Below are 20,926 nucleotides of genomic sequence, written 5' to 3'. Positions count from 1 at the left end.
CGGGCGGCCGGCAGGGCAGAATGTCCGGGTGTCGACCATCGTGTTCCTCCACGCCCATCCCGACGACGAGACGTCCCAGACCGCGGGGATGATGGCGCTCGCCTCCCGCGACGGGCACCGGGTGGTGACGGTGTTCGCCACCGACGGCGATCACGGTGAGCGCCCCGAGCACCTCGGACCCGACGGCGACCTGGTCGAACACCGGCGAGGGGAGGCCCGTGCGGCGGCGGCGGTGCTGGGCGTCGCCCGGATCGACTGGCTGGGGTACCGGGATTCGGGGATGACCGGGTGGGAGCAGAACGATCACCCGCTGAGCCTCCACAGCGCCGACGTCGACGAGGCCGCCGCGCGGGTGGCGCGGATCTGCGACCGCGAGGACGCCGACGTCCTGGTGGGCTACGACCACCACGGGAACTACGGGCACCCCGACCACATCGCGGTCCACCGGATCGCCCGGCGCGCGGCGGAGCTGGCCGCGCGACGTCCCCGCCTGATGGAGGCCACGACCAACCGGGACGCCCAGTTGGAGATGCTCGACAGCCCCGCCGCGGCCGAGTTCATGCAGGCTCTCGCGGCCGGCGGGATGGACCTCGACGCGGACCGGATCCGGCAGGCGATCCTCATCGGCGACGACGGACAACCGATCGGGGTCGCGGAGTCGGAGATCGCGTGGGCGATCGACCTGCCGTCGGACGTGATCGAGCTCAAGCGCCGCGCGATGCAGTGCCACGCCAGTCAGACCAGCGACATCGGCATGATGCTGGCGTTCCCGCCGGACATCTACGCCGCGGCCTTCGGCACGGAGTACCTCATCGAGCCCGACGCGAGTGGGTCCGGAACGGACGTGCCGATGCGGCGCGGGTGGCCGTTCGGCTGAGGCGTCGCGCGTGGTGGGGCGCGCGTCAGGGCATGTCGAGCGCGCGGACCCAGTCGCCGTGGCCGTGCGCCGTGGCCAGGGGGCGACCGTTGACGGCGACGACGAAGATGCCCTTGTGTCGACGGAGCGACTCCGGGACCTGCTCGGCGACGTCGGGCAGGAGGGTCACTCCCTCGACCGAGATCCACACACAGTCCAGCTCGGTGACCCGGCGGACGAACTCGGCGCGGGCCGGCGGCTCTAGGTAGCCGAGCACTGCGGTGTGGAACACCACCGGTGTCGATCCCGCGGGGCAGGCGGCGACGGAGGCCTCCAGCTCCTCGACCAGATCGCCCGCGATGATCTGCGGCGGGTCGGCGGCCGCGATGTCGAGCGCGGCGTCCAGGCGGGGCACGCGCTCGGCCTGCTGTCCGGGCCAGATGAGACTCCGCAGCCAGGCGCGGGAGTCGGCGTCGGCGGGGTCGATGGGCGAGAGGTCCACGCCACCGCGGTGGACGACCTCCGGCAATGCGCGGGGCAGCGGGACGCCGTCGCGCAGGTCGCAGTCCAGGACCGGGGGCGCTGCGGGAGAGTCGACGATTGCGGGCGTCAGCTCGCGGGTGACGCCGCCGTCGAACGTGTACCGGTAGGCGTAGCGGTCCGGGTACAGGCACAGGCCGGCGGACGCGCCCATCTCCACCAGCGAGAGCGGGCCGGGGAGCAGGGACAGGAACGGCAGGAGCACCGCGCAGCGCTTGGCCTCGTTGGTCTGGGTGGAGTGGCTGAGGACGATCTGCTCGATCTCCGGCCAGTGATCGTGGACGAAGTCGCGGAAGGCCGGGTAGTCCTCGGTCTCGGGCGCGCCGGCGTGACGGGCGGCGGCGAAGAACAGTGCCGGCTGACGCTTGATCCGGGGCAGAGAGGCGATGAGGTCGCTGGTGGCGGGGTCGTCCGCGATGCCCCGGGCCCAGGAGAGGTACACCGGGGTGCGTCCGCGGACCTCGAACTCGGCGAAGTCGGAGTAGCGGGCGGGGACGTCGTCGACGTGCGCGGAGTCCATGGTGCCCAGCGTCGCACACCCCCTGTGGGGAGGAGGGCTGGCCTGGCCACATTCCACCCGGTATGTTGGTGATGCATCAATGACCTCACGCCTACCTCTGGAGGCCCTCATGGCTGCCGATTCCGACTTCACGCCCGCCAGGAACGCCTCGACCGACGGCGAGTTCGTCCGCGACGCCACCTACATCAACGATCGCGTGGTGGCGGACGTACCGGCCGGGTCGGAACCGGTGGGGGACAGGGTGGGCGAGATGCGGTGGCCGGTGGAGCCCGGCCGGTATCGACTCATGGCCGCCCGCGCCTGCCCGTGGGCCAGTCGCACCATCATCGTGCGCAGACTCATGGGGCTCGAGGGCGTCATCTCGATGGGCCTCGCGGGCCCCACGCACGATGTCAACTCCTGGGTCTTCGACCTCGACCCGGACGAGCGCGACCCGGAGACCGGCCTGCACCGCCTGCAGGAGGCCTACTTCAACCGGATCCCCGATTACCCGCGCGGCATCACGGTCCCCGCGCTGGTCGATCTGCCCACGAAGTCGGTGGTGACCAACGCCTATCAGAAGCTCAACTTCGATCTCCTCTCCGAGTGGACGGCCTTCCACCGCGAGGGTGCCCCGGACCTGTACCCGGCCGAGCACCGGGACGAGATCGACGAGCTGGACTCGTGGATCTACCCCACCGTGAACAACGGCGTGTACCGCTGCGGATTCGCGGCGGACCAGGACGCCTACGAGCAGGCGTACGACGAGCTGTGGGAATCGCTTGACCGGCTCGAGGAGCGGCTGTCCACGCGCCGTTACCTCGTCGGCGACACGATCACCGTCGCGGACATCCGGTTGTTCACCACACTGGTCCGCTTCGACGCGGTCTACCACGGCCACTTCAAGGCCAACCGCAACAAGATCTCCGAGATGCCCGCGCTGTGGGGCTACCTGCGGGACCTGTTCCAGACCCCCGGTTTCGGTGACACCTGCGACTTCCCGCAGATCAAGGAGCACTACTACGACGTCCACCGGGACGTGAACCCCACCGGTGTGGTCCCCAAGGGGCCGGACCTGTCCGGTCTGCTCACCCCGCACCACCGCGAGGAACTGGGCGGTCGACCGTTCGGCGACGGCACCGCACCCGGGCCCATCGAGGACCCGGCGGAACGCATCGCGGAAGGACACGGCGCGGCCTGAGGGGGCGGTGAACGCCTAGACTTATCGCCTGTGACCCCAGCCCTCCCCGAACCCGGCCGCTACCGCCGTGGCGCCCGACAGTTCCTCATGTTCGGGATCGTGGGTGGCTCCGGCATGGTCGTGAACATGATCGTCACGGTCCTGATGAACAAGGCCAACGGCGGGACACAGAACGCCCAGGACATCCTCTTCCCGCTCGGGGGGACGGAGTTCAACTTCCGGTTCACCACGCTGGTGTGGATCGTGGCCTTCCTCGTGGCGAACGTCTACAACTTCCTGCTCAACCGGCACTGGACCTTCGGCAAGGGGCACAAGGCGCCCCCCTGGCAGGAGTTCTGGCCGTTCCTCGTGGTGGGGTCGGTGGCGGCGGCCGCGGGCATCTTCATCAAGCTCGCGTTCACCAACCCCACCAGCCCGTTCTACCTACCGGAGCCGCTGTTCCACGAGGACGCCGGGATCAACTCCCGTGAGTACTGGAGTCAGCTGCTGACGATCCTCATCACGATGCCGATCAACTTCATCGTCAACAAGCTCTGGACGTTCCGGGCGGTGCGCAACCGGCACCACGCGCGTTCCACCACGGATGCGTCGGACGCGGCCGACGCGGTGGTCTAGGCCCCGCCGTGGAGTCCTCGCCGCTGGTCCTGTGGTTCGACCTGATGGGTGTGTTCTTCTTCGCCCTGTCCGGGAACCTGCTGGCGGCGCGGAAGGACATCGACATCACCGGTGGCCTCGTGCTGGGGCTGCTCGCCGGTCTCGGTGGCGGCATCATCCGTGACGTCCTGCTGGGGGTCACCCCACTCGCGCTGTCGGAGCCGATCTACCTGGTCGCGCCCGTGGTCGCGGCGGCGGTCGTGTACCTGCTCGGTTCGCTCATCCACCGCGTGCAGACGCTGATCGTCGCGTTCGACGCCGCGGGCCTGGGGCTGTTCTGCACCTTCGGCACGGCGCGGGCGCTGGATCACGGGATGCCGGTCGCGTCGGCGCTGCTGCTCGGGGTGGTCACGGCGGTGGGCGGCGGGTTGCTGCGGGACGTGGTCGCGAACGAGATCCCCGCGGTGTTCAGCGGCTCCAACCTGTATGTCATCCCGGCGGCGACCGGTGCCGCCCTGACGGCCCTCGCCGTGGCCACCGACACCTGGGGGCCGTTCGCCGCGACCGTGTTGTCCTTCCTCGTGTTCGCGTTCCGCATGGTCGCGTGGTGGCGGCAGTGGCGCGTCCCGGCGCCGGTGCGGAGCTGGACCGTGCGGGACCTCGACGTGCTGCGCCGCCGCGAGCGGTCGGTGTTCGGCCGGCCGCGCCGGGAGGGGAGCTCCGCCGACGACCGGGATCACGAGAGGCGCGACGACGACGACGAGGGCCGCGACCGCGACGACGACGCTGATCCCGACGGCCGCCGAGGCTTCGGGCCGGGCCGACGTCGGTAGGGTTGTCCGGTGCAGTACTACCTCAGCCTGCTGGGTTTCGCGGCGATCGATTCGCTCAATCTCCTGGCCTTCGCCGTCATCGCGGGCCTGTGGCTGACCTCTGCCGGTCGCGGGATCGCGTTCGCGCCACGGGCCGCGCGGTTCACCGGCGGCGCGTTCTGCGGCATCGTGTTGCTCTCGCTGATCTCGGTGTGGGTGATCGGCAACAACCAGGAGTTCGTCCGCAGCCTGTTCTACAACCTGTGGGCGATGGTCGCGCTCGGCGTGGTCGGCCTCGTCATCACGGTCATGGGGTTGCGTACGCCCGCCGAGGCCAAGGAGGAGAGCGTCGAGGCGCCGCTGACGCAGAACATCCTGCAGAAGTTCGGGATCATGGCCACGGGTGTCGCACTGGGCGTCATCCAGTCCGGGACATCGGCGCCGTTCGCCGCGGGGATGGTGCTCATCTCGTTCGCCGAGACCCCGTGGTGGTCCAAGCTGCTGCAGATCCTGTTCTTCGCGATCATCGCGATCCTGCCCAGTGCCGGGTTGATCGTCGCCCTGGCGCGGGTCCGGTCGGGCGGGATCACCGCGGCCACCCGCCGGATCGACCGGTTCCTGTCGTACGGCCGCGTGGCCGGGCGAGTGCTCACCCTCGTGGTGGGGGTGGCGCTGCTGGTCCTGGCTCTGGTGCGGATCGTCCAGCTCACGGGCGTGCTGTCGTAGCGCGGTCCTAGGGTGGCGGGCGACCACCACACGGGCGGTCCGATGAACCCGGGAGACCCCATGCAGACCCAGCCCCAGACACAGAACCAGACCCAGAACCACGCCTCCGCCGCCGGCACGGTGCTCTGCGAGGACGGACTGAGGCGACCTCCCTGGGCGGCGCGGGACCCCCTGCTGCGGGAGTACTACGACACCGAGTGGGGCGTGCCCGTCCGCGACGAGGCCGGCCTGTTCGAGCGGCTGGTCCTCGAGGGATTCCAGTCCGGGCTCAGCTGGGTGACGATCCTGCGCAAGCGCCCGGCCTTCCGGGAGGCGTTCGCGGGGTTCTCCCCGGACGCCGTCGCGGCCTTCACCGAGGACGACGTGGCCCGGCTCATGGCCGACGAGCGGATCGTGCGCAACCGCCGGAAGATCGACGCCGCCATCGCCAATGCGCGTGCCGTGGTAGCCCTGCGGTCCGAGGGTGGGCTCGGGGAGCTGATCTGGTCGTACCGGCCGGAGACCACCCCGCAGCCGCGGACCGTGGACGAGGTACCCAGCCGCTCGCCGGAATCGGAGGCGCTCGCCAAGGAGCTCAAACGACGCGGATTCAGCTTCGTGGGCCCGGTGACCGTCTTCGCGCTGATGGAGGCCATCGGGGTGGTCGACACCCACCTGGTGGATTCGCACCGTCGCGGATCCTCGGGCGTGTGGACCGGGGGCGCGGCGACTCCGGAGGGCGCGGGCTGACCGGTCAGCCGGGTGGCCCCGGCAGTGCGGGCAGTCCGGCGCGGGCGGGGAGGGCGGGGATCGGTGCGGACAGTGCGGCGGCGCCCTCGACCTGCCCGGTGGCGGGGCCGCCCACGCAGCCGGGGATCCCGCGCAGTGCCGCCATGCGCATCAGGGAGCGGTCGAGGGCCTGTCTGCTCAGGGCGCCGTTGGCCAGTGCCTGTTCGACGGCGTCCAACGCCTCGCCGATCCCGGCCGTGGTGATCCACAGCGGGGAGTCCGCGCCGGCGATGAGCGACTCGGCGACCGCCCGGGGCAGCGGGAAGGCGTCGGTGACCGCGCGCATGCCGGACAGGTCGTCGGTGAAGATCGGTCCGTCGAACTGTTGCGCCCCGTAACCGTGGCCCTCCCGCAGGAGTCGGTACGCCGCCGGTGAGAGCGAGGCCGGACGGTCCACCCCGGTCAGTCCGGGCACCTGCTGGTGGCCCAGCATCATGCCGGCGCCGGGGGTCCCGGCGAGTTCGGCGAACGGGTGCAGGTCGTGGGGCACGAGCTGGTCCAGGGGTGGCACGGTCACCGACTGGTGGTGGCTGTCGCCGGAGGAGCGGCCGTGGCCGGGGAAGTGCTTGAAGACCGGGGCCACACCGGCGTCCTGCAGTCCGGTCGCGAACGCGCGGGCATAGCGCACCACGCGGGCCGGATCGGGGGAGAAGGAGCGGTCCCCGATCACGGCGCCGTCCGGTTGCGCGGACACGTCGACCGAGGGGGCGAAGTCGACGGTCACGCCCATCCCGCGCAGGAACTCGCCGCGCGCGCGGGCCGCCGACCGGACCTGCTCCGGACTCATGGTGGCCGCCATGACCCGGGCGGACGGCAGCGGGCCGGCGTAGGGGGCGATGCGGGACACGCGGCCGCCCTCCTCGTCGATCGCGACCAGCAGCGGGAGGGGAGAGTCCTGCTGGAGACGGGCGAGCGCGTCGCCCGAGACCACCTCGCCGACGACGCCGCCACCGAGGAAGATCCCCCCGATCTTGTGTTGCTCGACCGCCTGCCGGGCGTCTGCCATCGAACTCACGCCGACGGTGAACAGTTGCGCGATCCGCTCCCGCTGGCTCAGTGAATCCAGGGGCGACTCGCACGGCGGTGCAGGTGGCGGCGCCGGTGGCGCGGGCGGCGCAGCGCCAGCCGCTGTCGCTGCCGGGGTGGCCGCAGCGCTGACGGGGGCCGGGTCCACGGGTTCGTCGTCCGAGCACCCGCTCATCGCCAGTCCGGTGATGAGGACGGCGGCCGTCACGCGGAGCCGGCGGGTGAGGGACACGACCCCCAATGTATCCGGACCGGCGGGTGAGCCGAATTCGAGCGGGGGGCCGGGTGCCACGTTCATCTGCCGTCCACCCGGGTTTGTGATGGTGACACGGTGACGTCGACTCTGGAGCGCAGACTGGGCCTGTCCGATGCCGTCGTCGTGGGACTCGGCGCGATGGTGGGGGCCGGGGTGTTCGTGGCGTTCGCGCCCGCCGCGGCCCGCGCCGGCTCGCTGGTGTGGGTCTCGCTCGCGGTGGCCGCGGTGGTGGCCGTGTGCAACGCGTTGTCGTCGGCCCGGCTGGCGGCGCAGTTCCCCTCGGCGGGAGGGACGTACGTCTACGGGCGCGAACACCTCGGGCCGCTGCCGGGGTTCCTCGCCGGATGGGGTTTCGTGGTGGGCAAGACCGCATCCTGCGCGGCGATGGCCCTCACCGTCGGCCTGTACACCTGGCCCGGGCACGCCGACCTCGTCGCGGCCGCGGCGGTGCTCGCGCTGACGATCCTGTCGGTGCTCGGCGTGCAGCGCACGGCCGCCGCGTCGAAGGTGCTGGTCGGAATCGTGCTGGCGGTTCTGGCGGTGTTCGTCGCGATGGCGTGGGTCACGGGGCCCGCGAGTGCCGGCCCGGTGGCGCCACCGCCCGCCGTCGACGGTGAGGCGTGGCCCGCCCGGGTCCTCGGGGTCCTCGGGGGCGCGGGGTTCTGCTTCTTCGCCTTCGCCGGATACGCCCGCATCGCCACCCTCTCCGAGGAGGTGCGTGAGCCCGCCCGCACGATCCCCCGCGCGGTCGTCGTGGCGATCACCGTGGTCATCGGGGTCTACGCGGCGGTGTTGGCCGCCACGGTGCACGTGCTCGGGGTGGGGGGAGTGGCCGCGAGCGCCGCGCCGGTGCTCGACGCGGCCGCTCAGGTCGGCGGCGCGGCAGGCGGTGGCGCAGGAGACGGTGGCGAGTCAGGCGGTGGCGCGGTGCTCGCGTCGGTGGTCCGAATCGCCGCCGGGATCGCGGCCCTGGGGGCGTTGCTCGGTGGGGTGCTCGGCGTGTCCCGAACGGCGATGGCGATGGCGCGCGACCGGCACCTGCCCGCGCCGCTCGCGGCCGTGCATCCCATCACGCGAACGCCGTACGTCGCCGAGCTCTGCGTGGGCGTGCTGGTGGCCGCGATCGTGCTGGTCGCGGACGTCCGTCAGGCGATCGGGTTCTCCTCCTTCGCGGTGCTGATCTACTACCTCGTGGCGAACACCGCCGCACTGCGCCTCGATCGGCGACGCCGGCGACTGCCGGCCTGGGTGCCGGTGCTGGGTGCGATCGGGTGCGTGGTGGTCGCCGGGAGTCTGCCCTGGCAGTCGGTGATCGGGGGCGTCGTCGTCTTCGTCGTCGGCGGCGCGGTCTATGCGGTGACCCGACGCCGGGCGGTACCGCCGGGCGTAGCGTCGGGGGCATGACCCACGACGACACCCGCCACGTCCGGCCCCGTCTCCTGCCGTCCCACCTGCGGCGTCCCGTGATCGGTGCGCCGATGGCGGGCGGACCCACGACACCGGAACTCATCGCCGCGGTCGGCGAGGCGGGCGGGCTCGCGATGATCGGTTCGGGGTACCTCGACGCCGCCGGCCTCCGCGCGGAGATCGCGCGTGTGCGTGAGCTGACGGACGCGCCGTTCGGGGTGAACGTCTTCCTCGTGGACCGCGACGACTCCGACGCCGCCCTGTCGGCGGCGGGTGGACCGGACGCCGTGGCGGAGTTCGCGGCGGCGATCGGGCCGGTCGCGCAGCGGCTGGGGGTCACGCTCCCGGAGGAGCCGGAGTTCACCGACTTCGACCAGGACGCCAGCCTCGCCGCCTTGGTGGCCGACCCGGTCGCGGTGGTCTCCTTCACCTTCGGGATCCCGGATCCCGGCGTGGTCCGGGCTCTGCAGGAGTCGGGGTCGGCCGTGGTCGTCACGGTGGCCGGGGTCGCCGACGCACGCCGGGCGGTCGAGGCGGGGGCGGACTGGCTGTCGGTGCAGAGTGCCGAGGCCGGAGGCCACCGTTCCACCACGACGGTGGGGGAGGAGCCCGACGGCATCACCACAGTGGCGCTGGTGCGGGCGGTGCGTGAGGCGCTGCCGGAGACGCAGTTCGTCGCTGCCGGCGGGATCAGCACGCCGGAGGACGTGGTCGCCGTGCTCGACGCCGGGGCGGACGGTGTGCAGCTGGGCACCGTCCTGCTGCGCACCCCGGAGGCCGGCACGAGCGACCTGCACAGGAGCGCGCTGGCCGACCCCGGGTTCACCGAGTCCCGGCCGACCCGCTGCTACACCGGCCGCTACGCCCGGGCGCTAGTCAACGGTTTCGTGGAAGAGTTCGATGCGGCCGCGCCCCCGGCGTACCCGCATCTTCACCTGCTCACCGGGCCCCTGCGCAAGGCCGCCGCGCAGGCCGGGGACTCCGAGGTGCCGCCGCTGTGGGCGGGGTCGCGCTGGCGGGCGGCCGACGCCTACGCCGATCGGCCGGCGGCGGAGGTCGTCGCGGACCTGTGGGACCGGGCGGTGGCGCTGCGGGGCTGATCGGCGCCGGCCGGGTGCGGGTTACCCGGCCCGCCGCTCGGCCTCGGCGGCGATGTCCGCCAGGTCCTGCTCCATCGTCCTGCGGGTCGACTTCTCGGCGACGCGGCCCATCACGGACATCACGACCCGGGAGACCGCGGGGGCGTGAGCGGTGTGTGCACCGAACCGCATCCGAAGGGTCGAACCGCCGTCGGCGTCCGGGGTGATCGTGAAGACGGTCTTGTACTCGGTGCCGCCGCTCTCGGCGACGATGGTGGTGGAGTGTGGCGGCTCGACGGCCAGCACCATCATCTCCTCGGTCGCCTTCATGCCGAACATCTTGCGCGTCTCACGCCAGCGCAGACCGGGCTGGTACGGGCCGGAGGTGAGGATCTCGACCGCCAGCACGCCACTGAGCGTGCGGTGCGCCTCGGGGATGTCGGTGAGCACGGCCCACACGGTGTCGGGGTCGGCGGCGACGTGGCGGGTCAGGTCGAGTTCCATGGCTCCACGGTACCGGCGCGTGTGGACGGAACGGGCCGCGACAGAACGGGTTGCGGAAATGCGGAGACCGGCCCCCGCCGAGCGGGGGCCGGTCTCACGGTGCACTCGGGCCGACCGAAGCCGAGCCCGGGCGAGGCGCCGTCAGGCGCGTCGGCTCAGGAGCCGAGGGTCCCGGTGACAGTCTTGACGATGTCGCCGAAGAAGTTGAGGACGCTGGCGGCGAGGTCGCCACCGCCGTCAACGACCTGCGAACCGGTGCTGACGTTGGAGGAGCCGGTGGCGAGGCCGGGGAGGAAAGACTCGATGGAACCCATGATGTGGTCCTTTCGTCGGGGGATGCGACGCCTGGTGCGTCGATCGGTGTGCGGAGTTCCCGGCGGGCTCGAGGCCCGTCGAGGACTCACCTCCGGACGCTACGTAGGGCTGCAGCAGGATTCACCCGATTCAGTGTCGCGCGCGGGCGATTCACGGGGAATGCTCTTTACTTTCGCTGGTTGGCAGGCATCCGCGGGTTAATGTGATCTGCGACACACGCTTTCCTGAAAGGCGTGCTGCGCCTTTCAGGAAAAGCCCGCGAGACGGGAGAAGAAAGAGCTAATAAATGCACAACGCCGACATTCTCGAAAGAGAATGTCGGCGTTGAATGCGACTAGGACCTCGCGGGTCCAGCGTCACTCAGCTCAGAGCGAGCCCACGACCTTGCCGAGCGAGCCGGTGACGGTGCCGTAGACACCCTTGGCAGCGGCGGAGCCGGTGTCGACGAAGCCCTCGGCGGCGGTGGAGCCGGTGCCGATCAGGCTGTTGAAGAAGTTGAGGACGCCGGTGAAGATCTGCTCGATCATGTGATGATCCTTTCGTCTGCGGGCGGCGCGAGGGTGCGCCGCACTCGTGGTGCAGTCCTGCTTTCGGACTCGCAATGTACATCCCGAATCCGCTGGAGGACGTTACGCAGCGATCGCGGAATTACTAATTGGGAGGTGGTTTTCGCCCGGTGTTCCGGCTGCACGCTTTTTTATCTATGCAGAACACGGGACCGCACATCTTTCTCTTGTTAGGGGTGTCACATTCTTGAAATGCCTCGGGTGGAACCGGCGCCCCGGCCCGATCCGGGTGGTCGCATACCGCCGGCGGACCCCGGCGGGGGAGAATGGTCACCATGACTCCGCCGAACGCCACCGTCGCCGCCCGGACGATCCCGCTCCCGCCGGGCTTTCGCGCCCACTCGGGTGCCGCGGGACTGCGTGAGCGCGGGGATGACGTCTTCGTCGTCGTCAACGACGGTCCCTCCCCGGCCTCGTCGGCAGTGTTCACCCGGTCCCTCTTCGCCGGACCGTCGGTCGTGCTCAGCCGCGCCAATGCTGCGAGCGGTCGGGCGCGCGGCGTGGTGGTCGTGGCCAAGAACGCCAACGTCGCCACCGGCGAACAGGGCATGGCCGACGCGCGCGAGGTGCTCGATCACGCGGCCGCCGCCGTGGGGGCGGCGCCGGAGGAGATGCTCATCGCCTCCACCGGCGTCATCGGCCGGCGGTACCCGATGGACCTCCTGCGCACGCACCTCGACGGCCTGGCCGGTGCCGGGTTCGATGCCGACGCGGTCGCGCTGGCCACCGCGATGATGACCACGGACACCCATCCCAAGACGGCGCGGGTGGAGGTGACGACGACGACGGGCGGCACCGCCGAGATCGTGGGCATCGCCAAGGGCGTCGGAATGGTCGAACCGGACATGGCCACGATGATCGCGGTGCTGTTCACCGATGCCGCGGTGGAGCCGGGGGTGCTGGACTCCGCGTTCAGGGCCGCGGTGGACGAGACCTTCAACTGCCTGTCCGTCGACACCGACACCTCGACCTCGGACACCGCGATCGCCCTGGCCAGCGGCGCGGGCGACCCTGTCGGCGAGGTCGAACTGCGTGAGGCGTTCGAGGCGATCTGCCTCGACCTGACCCGCCAGCTCGCGCGCGACGGGGAGGGCGCCACCAAACTCCTCACGGTCGAGGTCACGGGCGCGCGGGACCGGGCCCAGGCCAAGCGGGTGGCCAAGGCGATCCTCAATTCCCCGCTGGTCAAGACCGCCGTCCACGGCGCCGACCCCAACTGGGGACGGGTCGCCATGGCGATCGGCAAGTGCCACGACGACACGGACATCGACCCCGAGCGGGTCCGCATCGTGTTCGGCGACCTCGAGACCTACCCGGCGTTCCCCGGCGAGGCCGAACTCGAGCGGCTCACCGAGATCATGCGGGCCGAGGAGGTCACCATCGCCGTCGACCTGGGTGTGGAGAGCGGCGCCGGCGTGGCCGACGGGGCCTGCACCGTCTACGGCTGCGATCTGAGCCGCGAGTACATCTCGATCAACGCTGATTACACGACATGAGCCGGCTGCACGACGGGAGCGCGGTGGAGGACCTCGAGGCGATCCGGGCGGTCTTCGCCCGGCGCCTGTACGTCATGGACACCAAACAGTGGGACGCCTACGGACCGTGCCACACCGAGGATGTGGTCAGCGAGTCGTGGGCGGCGAGCGGCGGCGCGGCCGAGGTGCGCGGGCGCGAGGCGCTCACCGCCGCGATCCGCGACACCCTCGACGGTCCGAACCCGGTGACGAGCGTCCATCACGGGCACACGCCGCTGCTGGAGCTGACGGGCCCGCACCCGACCACCGGTGAGCCCACGGCCACCGGCATCTGGGCGATGGAGGACCGGTTGTGGTGGTCGGTCGACGGCCGTGAACGGCGGCTCCACGGCTGGGGGCACTACCACGAGCGGTACCGGAAGGTGGACGGGCAGTGGCTGATCGCCTACCGGCGGCTCGAACGGATCCGCGTGGACACCGGTTGGAGCTAACCCGCCGGGTTGGGGTTGCGGCGGGCCATCGCGAGCAGCGTGTCACGGGTGTCGTGCCACACGGTGCCGCTGATGTCGCCCCACGGGTCGTGCCCGCCGGGGACCAGCGAGACCCGGGCCGGGTCGCCGGCGCGGCGGGCCGCCCGGACATACGACTCGGACTGCTCGGGCAGGACCACCTTGTCGTCGCGGCCGTGGACGCACACCACCGGAATCCCGGCGGGAAGATGCGTGGCCGGGGACGCGTCGACGTAGCGCTGGCGGCGATCGTCCGGGCGGCCACCGAGGAGCCTGTGGACGTACCGGTCGCCCGTGCGCTCGGCCATGAGCAGGTCCGTCACCCCGGCCAGGGAGACGCAGCCGGTGACCGGCACGACCGGCCGGGACCCGGGCAGCGAGGACGGCAACCGCGCCCGCCCCGCGACCCACAGTGCGAGATGACCGCCGGAGGAGTGCCCGGCCACCACCACCCGGCGTAGATCCAACCGGCCGTCGAGCTGCGCGGAGACCTCGGCGAGGTGGTCGACGGCATCGCAGACGTCCGCCACGGTGGTGGGCCAGCCGCCGCCGGAGTCCACCCGCCGGTACTCGACGTTCCACACCGCCACGTCGAAGGACGCCAGGTCGCGTGCATGGTTCTCCATGTACGCCAGGCCGAGCGAGTCCTTCCACCCCCCGCCGTGGACCAGCACCACCACCGGCAACGCCGGGTTCGCGGAGTCGGGTAGGTAGAGGTCGCCGAACGTCTGGCCGTCGGTGTCGCCCGGATCGGCGTAGTAGTGGCGGCGGGGCTCGGTCACCGGGACGGCTCCCTCGGGCGGCACGTACGGGCGCGGCCCCACCGAGTCCGCATCCTGGCCGGAACCGGACCCCTCGTCGTCGTCACCCGCCCCGATCATCGACGTCAGGGCCCACCCCGCCGCCCCGCCGAGGCCGGCCGAGAGGCCGATCAACAGCGAGCGGCGGGACAGGTCGGGCCGGGCGCGGCGCGACGTGCGGCGGCTGGGCATGCGACTACTGGGCATGCGGCGGCTGGACCTCCTGGTAGGGGGGCGCCGGCCGGGTCGGGCGGGGGGACTCAGACGGTGCCGGCGACGACGTCGTTCTCCGCGCCATCGTAGAACGGGACGTACCCGTTCTCCTTGGACAACACGTAGAGCGGGTCATCGAACTTCGAGGTGTCGAACGCCTGATCACGTAATTCGTTCTTGCGGCTCTTGTAGGTCGAGGTCTGCTCGAGCTCCTTGGACAGCCGGACGAACAGGGGCACCGCGTACGAGGGCAGCGAGTCGCGCAGGTGCTTCGCCATCGCCGCACCGTCGAAGTCGGACTTGTCGTGCAGACGCACCGCCGCCATCCCCGCCTTGCCGTCGGCGTCCGGGACGGCCACGCCGTAGACCACGGCCTGGTCCACCTCGGGAAGGGAGCTGACCGCGGCCTCGACCTCGGTGGTGGCCACGTTCTCGCCCTTCCAGCGGAAGGTGTCGCCCAGGCGGTCGACGAAGGACGCGTGCTTGAGTCCCTGGTCGAGCATGAGGTCGCCGGAGACGAACCAGGCGTCACCGTCGCCGAAGGCGTCGCGGACGATCTTCTTCTCCGTGGCCTCGGCGTCGGTGTAGCCGTCGAAGGGCTGGGAGTCGGAGATCCCGCTGATCAGCAGGCCGGCCTTGCCCTTGCCGACCTTCGTCAGACGGCCGTCGTCGCCCCGGCGGGGCTCACCCGTCTCGGGGTCGTAGTCGACGATCGCGAAGTCCATGGGGCAGTAGCCGGTGGTCCGTGGGACGTTGAAGGCGTTGACGAACGCGATGTTGCACTCGCTGGCCGCGTAGAACTCGCAGATTCGACCGATCCCGAACCGCTCCTGGAACTCGTGCCAGATCTCGGGGCGCAGGCCGTTGCCGGTCATGACGCGGATGGAGTGGTCGCGGTCGCCCGGGCCGGGATCCTGGTTGAGCAGGTACCGGCAGATCTCGCCGATGTAGATGGCCGCGGTCGCGCCGGCCGCGCGGGCCTGGTCCCAGAACTTCGACGCCGAGAAGTGCTCCTCGATCGCCATGCAGGCACCCGCGGCGAGCACGCAGCCGAGGCCCACCGTGAGGGCGTTGTTGTGGTACATCGGCAGCGGACAGAGCAGGACATCGTCCTTGCGCAGGCGCACGCCCGACAGGCCGAACCCGGCCATCGCCTTGTTCCAGCGGTAATGGGACATCGTCGAGGCCTTGGGCAGGCCCGTCGTGCCCGAGGTGAAGACGTAGTAGGCGGTCTCGTCGCCCACGGTCTCGTCCGCCTCCGGCGGGTTGGTGCCCCCCACGTCGTCGCCCAGGGCGTCGAGCTCGTCCTCCAGCCAGGTCAGGTCGGACAGTTCCTCCGGACGGTGGTTCGCGCGGAACTCGCGGAAGGGCAGGTCGACCGGGGAGCTGACGGCGATGAGCTCGCCGACCCAGTTCTCCCGGGGGACGGACTGGACGGCCTCGGCGCACTCGGCGCCGACGAGCACGACCTTGGACTCGATGATCTGCTGCGAATGGTCGAGGACCTCGCCGCGCTGGTGGTGGTTGAGCAGGCCCACCGACGCGCCGACCTTGACCGCACCCAGGATCGCGAGCATGACCTCGGTGCGGTTGACCATGCAGATGCCGACGGTGTCGCCCCGCTCCACCCCGCGCGCCCTGAGCACCTCGGCGAAGCGGTTGGCCCGTCGGTTGGCCTCCCCGTAGGTGACCTCGGTGCCGAGGAACTTCAGGAAGGGGGCGTCGGGCCGGTCGGCCGCGAGTTTCTGGAAGCGGCGGCCGATGGACACCTTGTGGCTGCTGCGCGAGGTGCGGACGATGCGGAGACCGTTGAGGACGGACGGCAGGTCGGCGACCAGGGAGGGAAGGCCCTTGGCGAGGTCGGCCGGGCTGAGGGTCCGGGCGGCCTCGGACCGGCGGGCGGTGGCGGTGGACGTGTCGGTCACGGCTTCTCCTCTGTGGCGGTGGTGAGTGACTTCGCTGGGTCGCCCGCGAGGCCACGCCAGGCGAGCTCGACGACGACCCCGGCGGCCACCGACGTGGGGATCGAGCGGTGCGCGACGCGGTCGGCGACCGCTTCGCCCGCCCCGACGAGGGCGGTGGCGACGACCTCGAGCACCTCGCGGCTGCGCTCGTCGACGGAGTTCTGCGCGAGGAGGTCGGTGGTCAGGTCGACCAGGACCGACCGGGTCTTCTCGACCTCCTCACGGAACTGGGGTTCGGCGAATGCCTGACGGTAGACGACGTTCCACGAGTCCGTGTGCTGGTCGACGAACTCCAGGAACGCCTGGACGACGCCCTCGAGTCTCCGCCGCGGCCCGGCGCTGCCGGTCGCGGCGTCGGTGAGGTGGTCGATGAGCCGCCCGGACTCCCGGACCACGCACGCGGCGAACAGCTCCTCCTTGGAGCCGTAGTACAGGTACAGCATCGGTTTGGAGATGCTCGCGTGGCGGGCGATGGTGTCCATCGAGGCCGACCGGTAGCCGAGATCGGAGAACACGCTGATCGCGGAATCGAGCATCTGTTGCTCGCGGATCGCGCGTGGGATGCGTTTGGTCCCCGTCGTCACAGGTCTCCTCCCGGCGGGCGCGGTGTGGTGCGGTCTGGTGTGGTGGTCTGGTGTGGTCGTCTGGTGAGGCGCGGTGTCATGTGCCACACCCAACTTACCCGCCGGTAAGGACTTATGGGAGCCGCTCCACCGATCCGTCGGGCGGTGGGTGCTACTCTTCCGGCGTCGGTGTGCTCCACAGCACTGCCGTCAGACACTGTCACGTGAACCGCAGGGAGAACCCGATGAGCTTCGGTACCGGAGCGCTCGCCAGCGCAGTCGGCGGAATTGTCCTCGGCGGCATCGTCGCCTTCGGTGTCAGCACCGCGATGGCCGAGAACTCCATCCCCGAGGTCGCGCAGCCGCCGGCCGACCAGGCCCTGCTCGGCCAGGTCGAATACGGCGCGCGCTGATCCCGCGTCGCTGTCAAGTTCTCACGCCGGCGTAGGTGATCCGCGGGGTCCGTCTCGGCGCCGGCGCGCGTGACGCGGTCGTCGCGTTTCTCGCTTTCCTCCTGCTGGCGTGCCTGCAGGCCCCGGGGCTGGTAGTCCCGGACACCAAGTACGACCTCGTCGTGGACCCCGGGCGCTTCCTCGCCCAGGCCACCCACCTGTGGACCGGGCTGTCCTTCTCCGGTCAGGTGCAGAACCAGGCGTACGGATACCTGTTCCCGCAGGGCCCGTTCTTCGCAGTGTTCGACCTGGTCGGGATGCCGGCCTGGCTGACCCAGCGACTGTGGTGGGCCGTCGTCCTCACCGTCGCCTTCGTCGGCGTGGTCCGCGTGGCCGCCGCATTGCGCATCGGCACCCGGCAGACCCGGGTCGTGGCCGGGATCCTCTACGCGCTCGCGCCGCGCATGCTCGGCGACCTGGCATCGATCTCGTCGGAGATCTGGCCGGTCGCCCTCGCCCCCTGGGTGCTGCTGCCGGTCATCCGGGTGCTGCAGGGGCGGATGTCGCCGAGGCGCGGCGGAGCCGGTGCCGCGCTGGCGTTGGCGCTGATGGGGGCGGTCAACGCCGTCGCCACGGCGGCCGCCTGCCTGCCCGCGGTGCTGTGGTGGGCCCTGCACCGCCCGGGCCGCACCTGGGCGCGGCTGGCCGCGTGGTGGCTGCCGCTGTCCGCGGCGGTGTGCGTGTGGTGGGCGGTGCCGCTCGTGCTGCTCGGCCGCGTCTCGCCCCCGTTCCTCGACTACATCGAGTCAGCTCAGGTAACCACCCGCTGGTCCTCGGCGACCGAGGTGCTGCGCGGCGCCTCGACGTGGGTCCCGTTCGTCTCGACCGACCGCACCGCCGGCGCGGACCTCACGAGCGAGCCGGTGTTCGTCCTGGTCACCGGGGTGCTCGCGGCGGTCGGCGTCGTGGGGTTGCTGTGGCGCGGGATGCCCGCACGGGGCCGGCTGCTGGCGATCGCCGCCGTCGGCCTGGTGGCGATGGCGGCGCCGTGGGTCGGGCCCGCCGGCGGCGGCCTCGCCGAGACGCTGCGCGACTTCCTCGACGGCCCGGGCGCCGCGCTGCGCAACGTCCACAAATTCGATCCGCTACTGCGGTTGCCACTGGTACTGGGCGTCGCCCACCTGCTGTCCTGTCTGCTCGCGGGACTCGCCGGGAGCGGCGGCGGGGACACCCGAGGCGAGACCCCCCGCGTCCGCGTGGTGGACGCGCTGGCGCACCCGGAGCGCCACCGGTCGGTGGCCGTGGCGATGGTGATCGTGCTGGCCGCGGGTGTGTCCGTGGCCCCGGCGTGGCTGGGCAGGCTCGCGCCGGTCGGCGCGCATGAGTCGCTGCCCGACCACTGGCCGGACGCGGCGCGGTGGCTGTCGGAGAACGCGCCGGTGGACCGGCCGGGTGCGGACGGGGAGGACGGGGAGGACGGGGAGTCCGACCCGGCCGGCACCACGCGTGCGCTCGTGGTCCCCGGCGCGTCGTTCGCCCGCCAGGTGTGGGGGGTCACCCGGGACGAACCCCTGCAGCCGTTGGCCCGGACGCCGTGGGCGGTCCGCGACTCCGTGCCGTTGCAGCCGGCCCCCGCGATCCGCGCCCTCGACGCCGTGCAGCAACGACTGGCCGACGGCCGCGCCGCGCCCGGGATGGCCGCCACACTGGCGTCGCTGGGCGTCGGTTTCCTCGTGGTGCGCAACGACCTGTCCGAGGACGCCGCCGCGCCGCGCCCGGCGCTGGTGCACCAGGCGATCGACGGCTCGCCCGGGTTGGTGAAGGTCGCCGAGTTCGGCGACCCCGTCGGGGGATCCCGGGTCGGTGACGACGGGGGTGGTGACGACGGGGTTGGTGACGACGGGGCCAGGAACGACGACGAGGTGGTCGTGGTGCCCGATTCCGGGCTGCGGCCGGCCTATCCGGCGATCGAGATCTACCGGGTCGACTCACGACTGGGATCGGATGCGGCGCCGCCCGGACCGCCCCGCTCGGCGACCGCGCCGTACACGGTGGAACTCCGCGACCTCCAGGTCGTCGCCGGAGGACCCGAATCACTGTCCCGGTTGGACGACCTGCTGGCGTCTCAGGACACCGTCGGCTCGCCGTCCCGGGTCACGCGCCTGCTCGAGGCCGACGCGCTCGCCGCCGGCGTCGACCCGGCGTCCGACCCGTTCCCGCGGCCGCGGCCGCTGAACTCCACCGGCCCGGTTTTGACGGACTCCCCGGCGGATCGCGAGACCGACTTCGGCCGGGTCGACCACAACTCCTCGGCCGTCCGGGCCGAGGGCGACCCCCGCCGCAGCCGCGGCACGGTCCCCGACTACCCGGCGACCGTCGCCGAGGACGACCCGGCTCTCACGCGGGCCCGATGGTGGGACGCCCGGGTCACGGTGTCGTCCTCGGCGGCCGACTCGGCCCAGACCGGACCGGTGCGGCCGGCGCACTCCGTCGCCGCCGCCGTCGACGGTGATCCCGACACCGCCTGGCGATCCGGCGGGTACGGGTCCGCGTTCGGTGAATGGATCGAGATCGACCTGCCCGAGCCCCTCGACCGCGGCGTCCTGACGCTGACCGTCCCGGACCCCGCCGCCGGACCGCCCGTCAGCAGACTGGAGGTGCGCACCGACACCGGAACCACGACGGTGTTCCCCGCGGTGGGCGAACAGACCTCCGTGCCACTGCCGCCCGGCCCCACCGGGCGGGTCAGGGTGACGGCCACGGGCTTCGCCGACGGCGGCCGCGGCACCTACCTCGAGGTCTCCGAGATCGGACTGACCGCCGGTGGCCAGGACATCCCACTGCTACGGACCATCGCCCTGCCCGGCCGGCCCGAGGACTCCCGCGCGCCGTCCGGCTGGCTGCTGCGCCACGAACTGTCCGGCCGCTCGGACTGCGTCCACGCCGGCAGCCCGGTCGAGGGACTCGCCGGGGCCGAGGAGTCCACCGGCGCCGCCAGGTGCGCCCCCGGCCTGGCGATCGACCCCGAGGAACCGGGCCGCTTCGCCCGCCTGCTCGACGTCCCCGCCGCCACGACAGTGATCCCGCGACTGCTCGTGCGCCCACGTCCCGGCCCCGCCCTCGACGACGTCCTGCGCGGGGACCCGGCCACCCGCGCACGGCAGGTCCGCGCGACGGGTGAGTCGCTCGTGGACGACCCCGCGGGCAGGCCGTCGGCGGCCGTCGACGGCGACCGTTCCACCAGCTGGCACGCGCCGGACGTTCCCGCGCCGTCGCTCGCCCTGAGCCTGCCCGGTCGTCAACTCGTCGGCTCGCTCCGCCTCTGGGCACCCCGCTCCGAGGCCCCCGCCGCGCCCGAGGTCATCACCGTCGACACCGGGGTCCAACGCACCCGCGTCGACCTGGCCACGCTCACCCCGGAGGAGGACGGCTCCGTCGTCGTCGACGTCCCCGCCGACCACACCGATCGGATCACCGTCCGCGTCGACGACACCCGGGACGTGCGCGGTCCCACCGGCGCGCGGCTGCCCACCGGCATCGCCGAGGTGTGGGTACAGGACCCCACCGGCGCCCGCATCGGCGCGCTGCCCGCCGCCGACGACGAGCCCGTCACCCTGACCTGCCGGGACGGGCCGAAGCTGCACCTCGGCGACCGGGTCGTCGGCACGCGGATCACCGCCAGCCGACGGGCGCTGCTCGAGGGTCGCGCGGTCACGGCCGAACTCTGCGACGACTCCGCCGTCCGGCTGGACGCGGGACCGCAGGAGGTCTCGGTGGACCCGGGTCAGGCGTTCTCCGTCGACACGGTGGGCCTCGTCGTCGTCGACCCGGGAACCGGGAGCCGCACGGGAGGCACCGGGG

At 71.9% G+C, this 20,926-nt stretch carries 19 protein-coding genes and 1 pseudogene; 12 read left to right on the top strand and 8 right to left on the bottom strand.

Translation table 11 applies throughout. The annotated features are described in order from the left end of the window. Positions 1 to 28 precede the first annotated feature (28 nt). The gene (locus tag AC3DEV_RS16095) at positions 29 to 877 is read left to right on the top strand and encodes a PIG-L family deacetylase (RefSeq protein WP_488372752.1); all 849 of its coding nucleotides are present in this window, start codon (positions 29 to 31) and stop codon (positions 875 to 877) included. Positions 878 to 902: 25 nt separating this feature from the next. Here AC3DEV_RS16095 and AC3DEV_RS16090 read toward each other — a convergent pair whose 3' ends face one another. Beyond that, positions 903 to 1,916, bottom strand: a complete 1,014-nt coding sequence (locus AC3DEV_RS16090; protein ID WP_488372751.1) for a DUF2332 domain-containing protein — start codon at positions 1,914 to 1,916, stop codon at positions 903 to 905. A 109-nt stretch (positions 1,917 to 2,025) separates the two neighbouring features. Here AC3DEV_RS16090 and AC3DEV_RS16085 point away from each other — a divergent pair, with 109 nt between their 5' ends. The 5 genes from AC3DEV_RS16085 to AC3DEV_RS16065 are packed head-to-tail and all read left to right on the top strand — an operon-like array spanning position 2,026 to position 5,957. Further along, positions 2,026 to 3,096, top strand: coding sequence for a glutathione S-transferase family protein (locus tag AC3DEV_RS16085; RefSeq protein ID WP_271800463.1), 1,071 nt, complete (start codon positions 2,026 to 2,028; stop codon positions 3,094 to 3,096). A gap of 30 nt (positions 3,097 to 3,126) precedes the next feature. Further along, positions 3,127 to 3,711 (top strand): GtrA family protein, encoded by a 585-nt coding sequence (locus tag AC3DEV_RS16080; RefSeq protein ID WP_082923884.1) that lies wholly within the window; start codon positions 3,127 to 3,129, stop codon positions 3,709 to 3,711. 8 nt (positions 3,712 to 3,719) lie between these two features. Continuing rightward, entirely contained in the window at positions 3,720 to 4,523 is an 804-nt protein-coding gene (locus tag AC3DEV_RS16075) for a trimeric intracellular cation channel family protein (protein ID WP_488372750.1), read from the top strand. Positions 4,524 to 4,532: 9 nt separating this feature from the next. Continuing rightward, entirely contained in the window at positions 4,533 to 5,228 is a 696-nt protein-coding gene (locus tag AC3DEV_RS16070) for a hypothetical protein (protein WP_317176523.1), read from the top strand. 60 nt (positions 5,229 to 5,288) lie between these two features. Beyond that, complete coding sequence (locus AC3DEV_RS16065) at positions 5,289 to 5,957, top strand: DNA-3-methyladenine glycosylase I (protein WP_488372749.1); 669 nt, start codon at positions 5,289 to 5,291, stop codon at positions 5,955 to 5,957. A 4-nt stretch (positions 5,958 to 5,961) separates the two neighbouring features. Here AC3DEV_RS16065 and AC3DEV_RS16060 read toward each other — a convergent pair whose 3' ends face one another. Next, positions 5,962 to 7,254: a glycoside hydrolase family 3 N-terminal domain-containing protein gene (locus AC3DEV_RS16060; protein WP_488372748.1), complete on the bottom strand. Its 1,293-nt coding sequence runs from the start codon at positions 7,252 to 7,254 to the stop codon at positions 5,962 to 5,964. A gap of 99 nt (positions 7,255 to 7,353) precedes the next feature. Here AC3DEV_RS16060 and AC3DEV_RS16055 point away from each other — a divergent pair, with 99 nt between their 5' ends. Next, positions 7,354 to 8,682, top strand: coding sequence for an APC family permease (locus tag AC3DEV_RS16055; protein ID WP_488372747.1), 1,329 nt, complete (start codon positions 7,354 to 7,356; stop codon positions 8,680 to 8,682). Next, entirely contained in the window at positions 8,679 to 9,785 is a 1,107-nt protein-coding gene (locus AC3DEV_RS16050; protein WP_488372746.1) for an NAD(P)H-dependent flavin oxidoreductase, read from the top strand. Before AC3DEV_RS16055 ends, AC3DEV_RS16050 begins: the two co-directional genes overlap by 4 nt. 21 nt (positions 9,786 to 9,806) lie before the next feature. On the opposite strand, the gene AC3DEV_RS16045 is transcribed toward AC3DEV_RS16050, so the two are convergent. From AC3DEV_RS16045 to AC3DEV_RS16035, 3 genes are all read right to left on the bottom strand, one after another. Beyond that, positions 9,807 to 10,268 carry an SRPBCC family protein gene (locus AC3DEV_RS16045; RefSeq protein ID WP_488372745.1) on the bottom strand — a complete coding sequence of 154 codons (462 nt, stop codon included), beginning with the start codon at positions 10,266 to 10,268 and terminating at the stop codon, positions 9,807 to 9,809. A gap of 155 nt (positions 10,269 to 10,423) precedes the next feature. Further along, on the bottom strand, positions 10,424 to 10,582 hold the full coding sequence (locus tag AC3DEV_RS16040) for a hypothetical protein (RefSeq protein WP_488372744.1): 159 nt from the start codon (positions 10,580 to 10,582) through the stop codon (positions 10,424 to 10,426). Positions 10,583 to 10,948: 366 nt separating this feature from the next. After that, on the bottom strand, positions 10,949 to 11,110 hold the full coding sequence (locus AC3DEV_RS16035) for a hypothetical protein (protein WP_488372743.1): 162 nt from the start codon (positions 11,108 to 11,110) through the stop codon (positions 10,949 to 10,951). Positions 11,111 to 11,424: 314 nt separating this feature from the next. Between AC3DEV_RS16035 and argJ the strand changes: the two genes are divergently transcribed. After that, on the top strand, positions 11,425 to 12,645 hold the full coding sequence (gene argJ, locus AC3DEV_RS16030; RefSeq protein WP_488372742.1) for a bifunctional glutamate N-acetyltransferase/amino-acid acetyltransferase ArgJ: 1,221 nt from the start codon (positions 11,425 to 11,427) through the stop codon (positions 12,643 to 12,645). Further along, positions 12,642 to 13,115, top strand: a complete 474-nt coding sequence (locus AC3DEV_RS16025; protein WP_488372741.1) for a nuclear transport factor 2 family protein — start codon at positions 12,642 to 12,644, stop codon at positions 13,113 to 13,115. The genes argJ and AC3DEV_RS16025 overlap by 4 nt, the downstream gene beginning before the upstream one ends. Here AC3DEV_RS16025 and AC3DEV_RS16020 read toward each other — a convergent pair. Genes AC3DEV_RS16020 through AC3DEV_RS16010 form a run of 3 tightly spaced genes read right to left on the bottom strand, consistent with a single transcriptional unit; the run spans position 13,112 to position 16,694 of the window. Further along, positions 13,112 to 14,140, bottom strand: a complete 1,029-nt coding sequence (locus tag AC3DEV_RS16020) for an alpha/beta hydrolase (RefSeq protein WP_488372740.1) — start codon at positions 14,138 to 14,140, stop codon at positions 13,112 to 13,114. The genes AC3DEV_RS16025 and AC3DEV_RS16020 overlap by 4 nt on opposite strands. A 53-nt stretch (positions 14,141 to 14,193) precedes the next feature. Next, a complete protein-coding gene (locus AC3DEV_RS16015) occupies positions 14,194 to 16,071 on the bottom strand; it encodes a long-chain-acyl-CoA synthetase (RefSeq protein ID WP_488372739.1) in 1,878 nt (625 codons plus the stop codon). Next, positions 16,068 to 16,694, bottom strand: a complete 627-nt coding sequence (locus AC3DEV_RS16010) for a TetR/AcrR family transcriptional regulator (protein WP_082923886.1) — start codon at positions 16,692 to 16,694, stop codon at positions 16,068 to 16,070. Before AC3DEV_RS16010 ends, AC3DEV_RS16015 begins: the two co-directional genes overlap by 4 nt. 224 nt (positions 16,695 to 16,918) lie before the next feature. On the opposite strand from AC3DEV_RS16010, the gene AC3DEV_RS16005 reads away from it, so the two are divergent. Together AC3DEV_RS16005 and AC3DEV_RS16000 are read left to right on the top strand one after the other, a co-directional pair. Further along, positions 16,919 to 17,086, top strand: a complete 168-nt coding sequence (locus tag AC3DEV_RS16005) for a DUF2613 family protein (RefSeq protein WP_314038804.1) — start codon at positions 16,919 to 16,921, stop codon at positions 17,084 to 17,086. 35 nt (positions 17,087 to 17,121) lie between these two features. Beyond that, a pseudogene (locus AC3DEV_RS16000) lies at positions 17,122 to 20,634 on the top strand (alpha-(1->3)-arabinofuranosyltransferase); the annotation flags it as partial. Between the last annotated feature and the right edge of the window lie 292 nt (positions 20,635 to 20,926).

This window comes from Dietzia sp. IBK-p2-15D, assembly GCF_057773105.1.
The sequence above is the reverse complement of the archived record's forward strand: the minus strand, read 5'-3'. Positions and strand labels throughout refer to the sequence as shown.

Coding starts and splice junctions, on each gene's coding strand:
- AC3DEV_RS16050 (WP_488372746.1), top strand. CDS start 8,679: ATGACCCACGACGACACCCGCCACGTCCGGCCCCGTCTCCTGCCGTCC.
- AC3DEV_RS16025 (WP_488372741.1), top strand. CDS start 12,642: ATGAGCCGGCTGCACGACGGGAGCGCGGTGGAGGACCTCGAGGCGATC.
- AC3DEV_RS16065 (WP_488372749.1), top strand. CDS start 5,289: ATGCAGACCCAGCCCCAGACACAGAACCAGACCCAGAACCACGCCTCC.
- argJ (WP_488372742.1), top strand. CDS start 11,425: ATGACTCCGCCGAACGCCACCGTCGCCGCCCGGACGATCCCGCTCCCG.
- AC3DEV_RS16045 (WP_488372745.1), bottom strand. CDS start 10,268: ATGGAACTCGACCTGACCCGCCACGTCGCCGCCGACCCCGACACCGTG.
- AC3DEV_RS16090 (WP_488372751.1), bottom strand. CDS start 1,916: ATGGACTCCGCGCACGTCGACGACGTCCCCGCCCGCTACTCCGACTTC.
- AC3DEV_RS16020 (WP_488372740.1), bottom strand. CDS start 14,140: ATGCCCAGTAGTCGCATGCCCAGCCGCCGCACGTCGCGCCGCGCCCGG.
- AC3DEV_RS16035 (WP_488372743.1), bottom strand. CDS start 11,110: ATGATCGAGCAGATCTTCACCGGCGTCCTCAACTTCTTCAACAGCCTG.
- AC3DEV_RS16005 (WP_314038804.1), top strand. CDS start 16,919: ATGAGCTTCGGTACCGGAGCGCTCGCCAGCGCAGTCGGCGGAATTGTC.
- AC3DEV_RS16040 (WP_488372744.1), bottom strand. CDS start 10,582: ATGGGTTCCATCGAGTCTTTCCTCCCCGGCCTCGCCACCGGCTCCTCC.
- AC3DEV_RS16085 (WP_271800463.1), top strand. CDS start 2,026: ATGGCTGCCGATTCCGACTTCACGCCCGCCAGGAACGCCTCGACCGAC.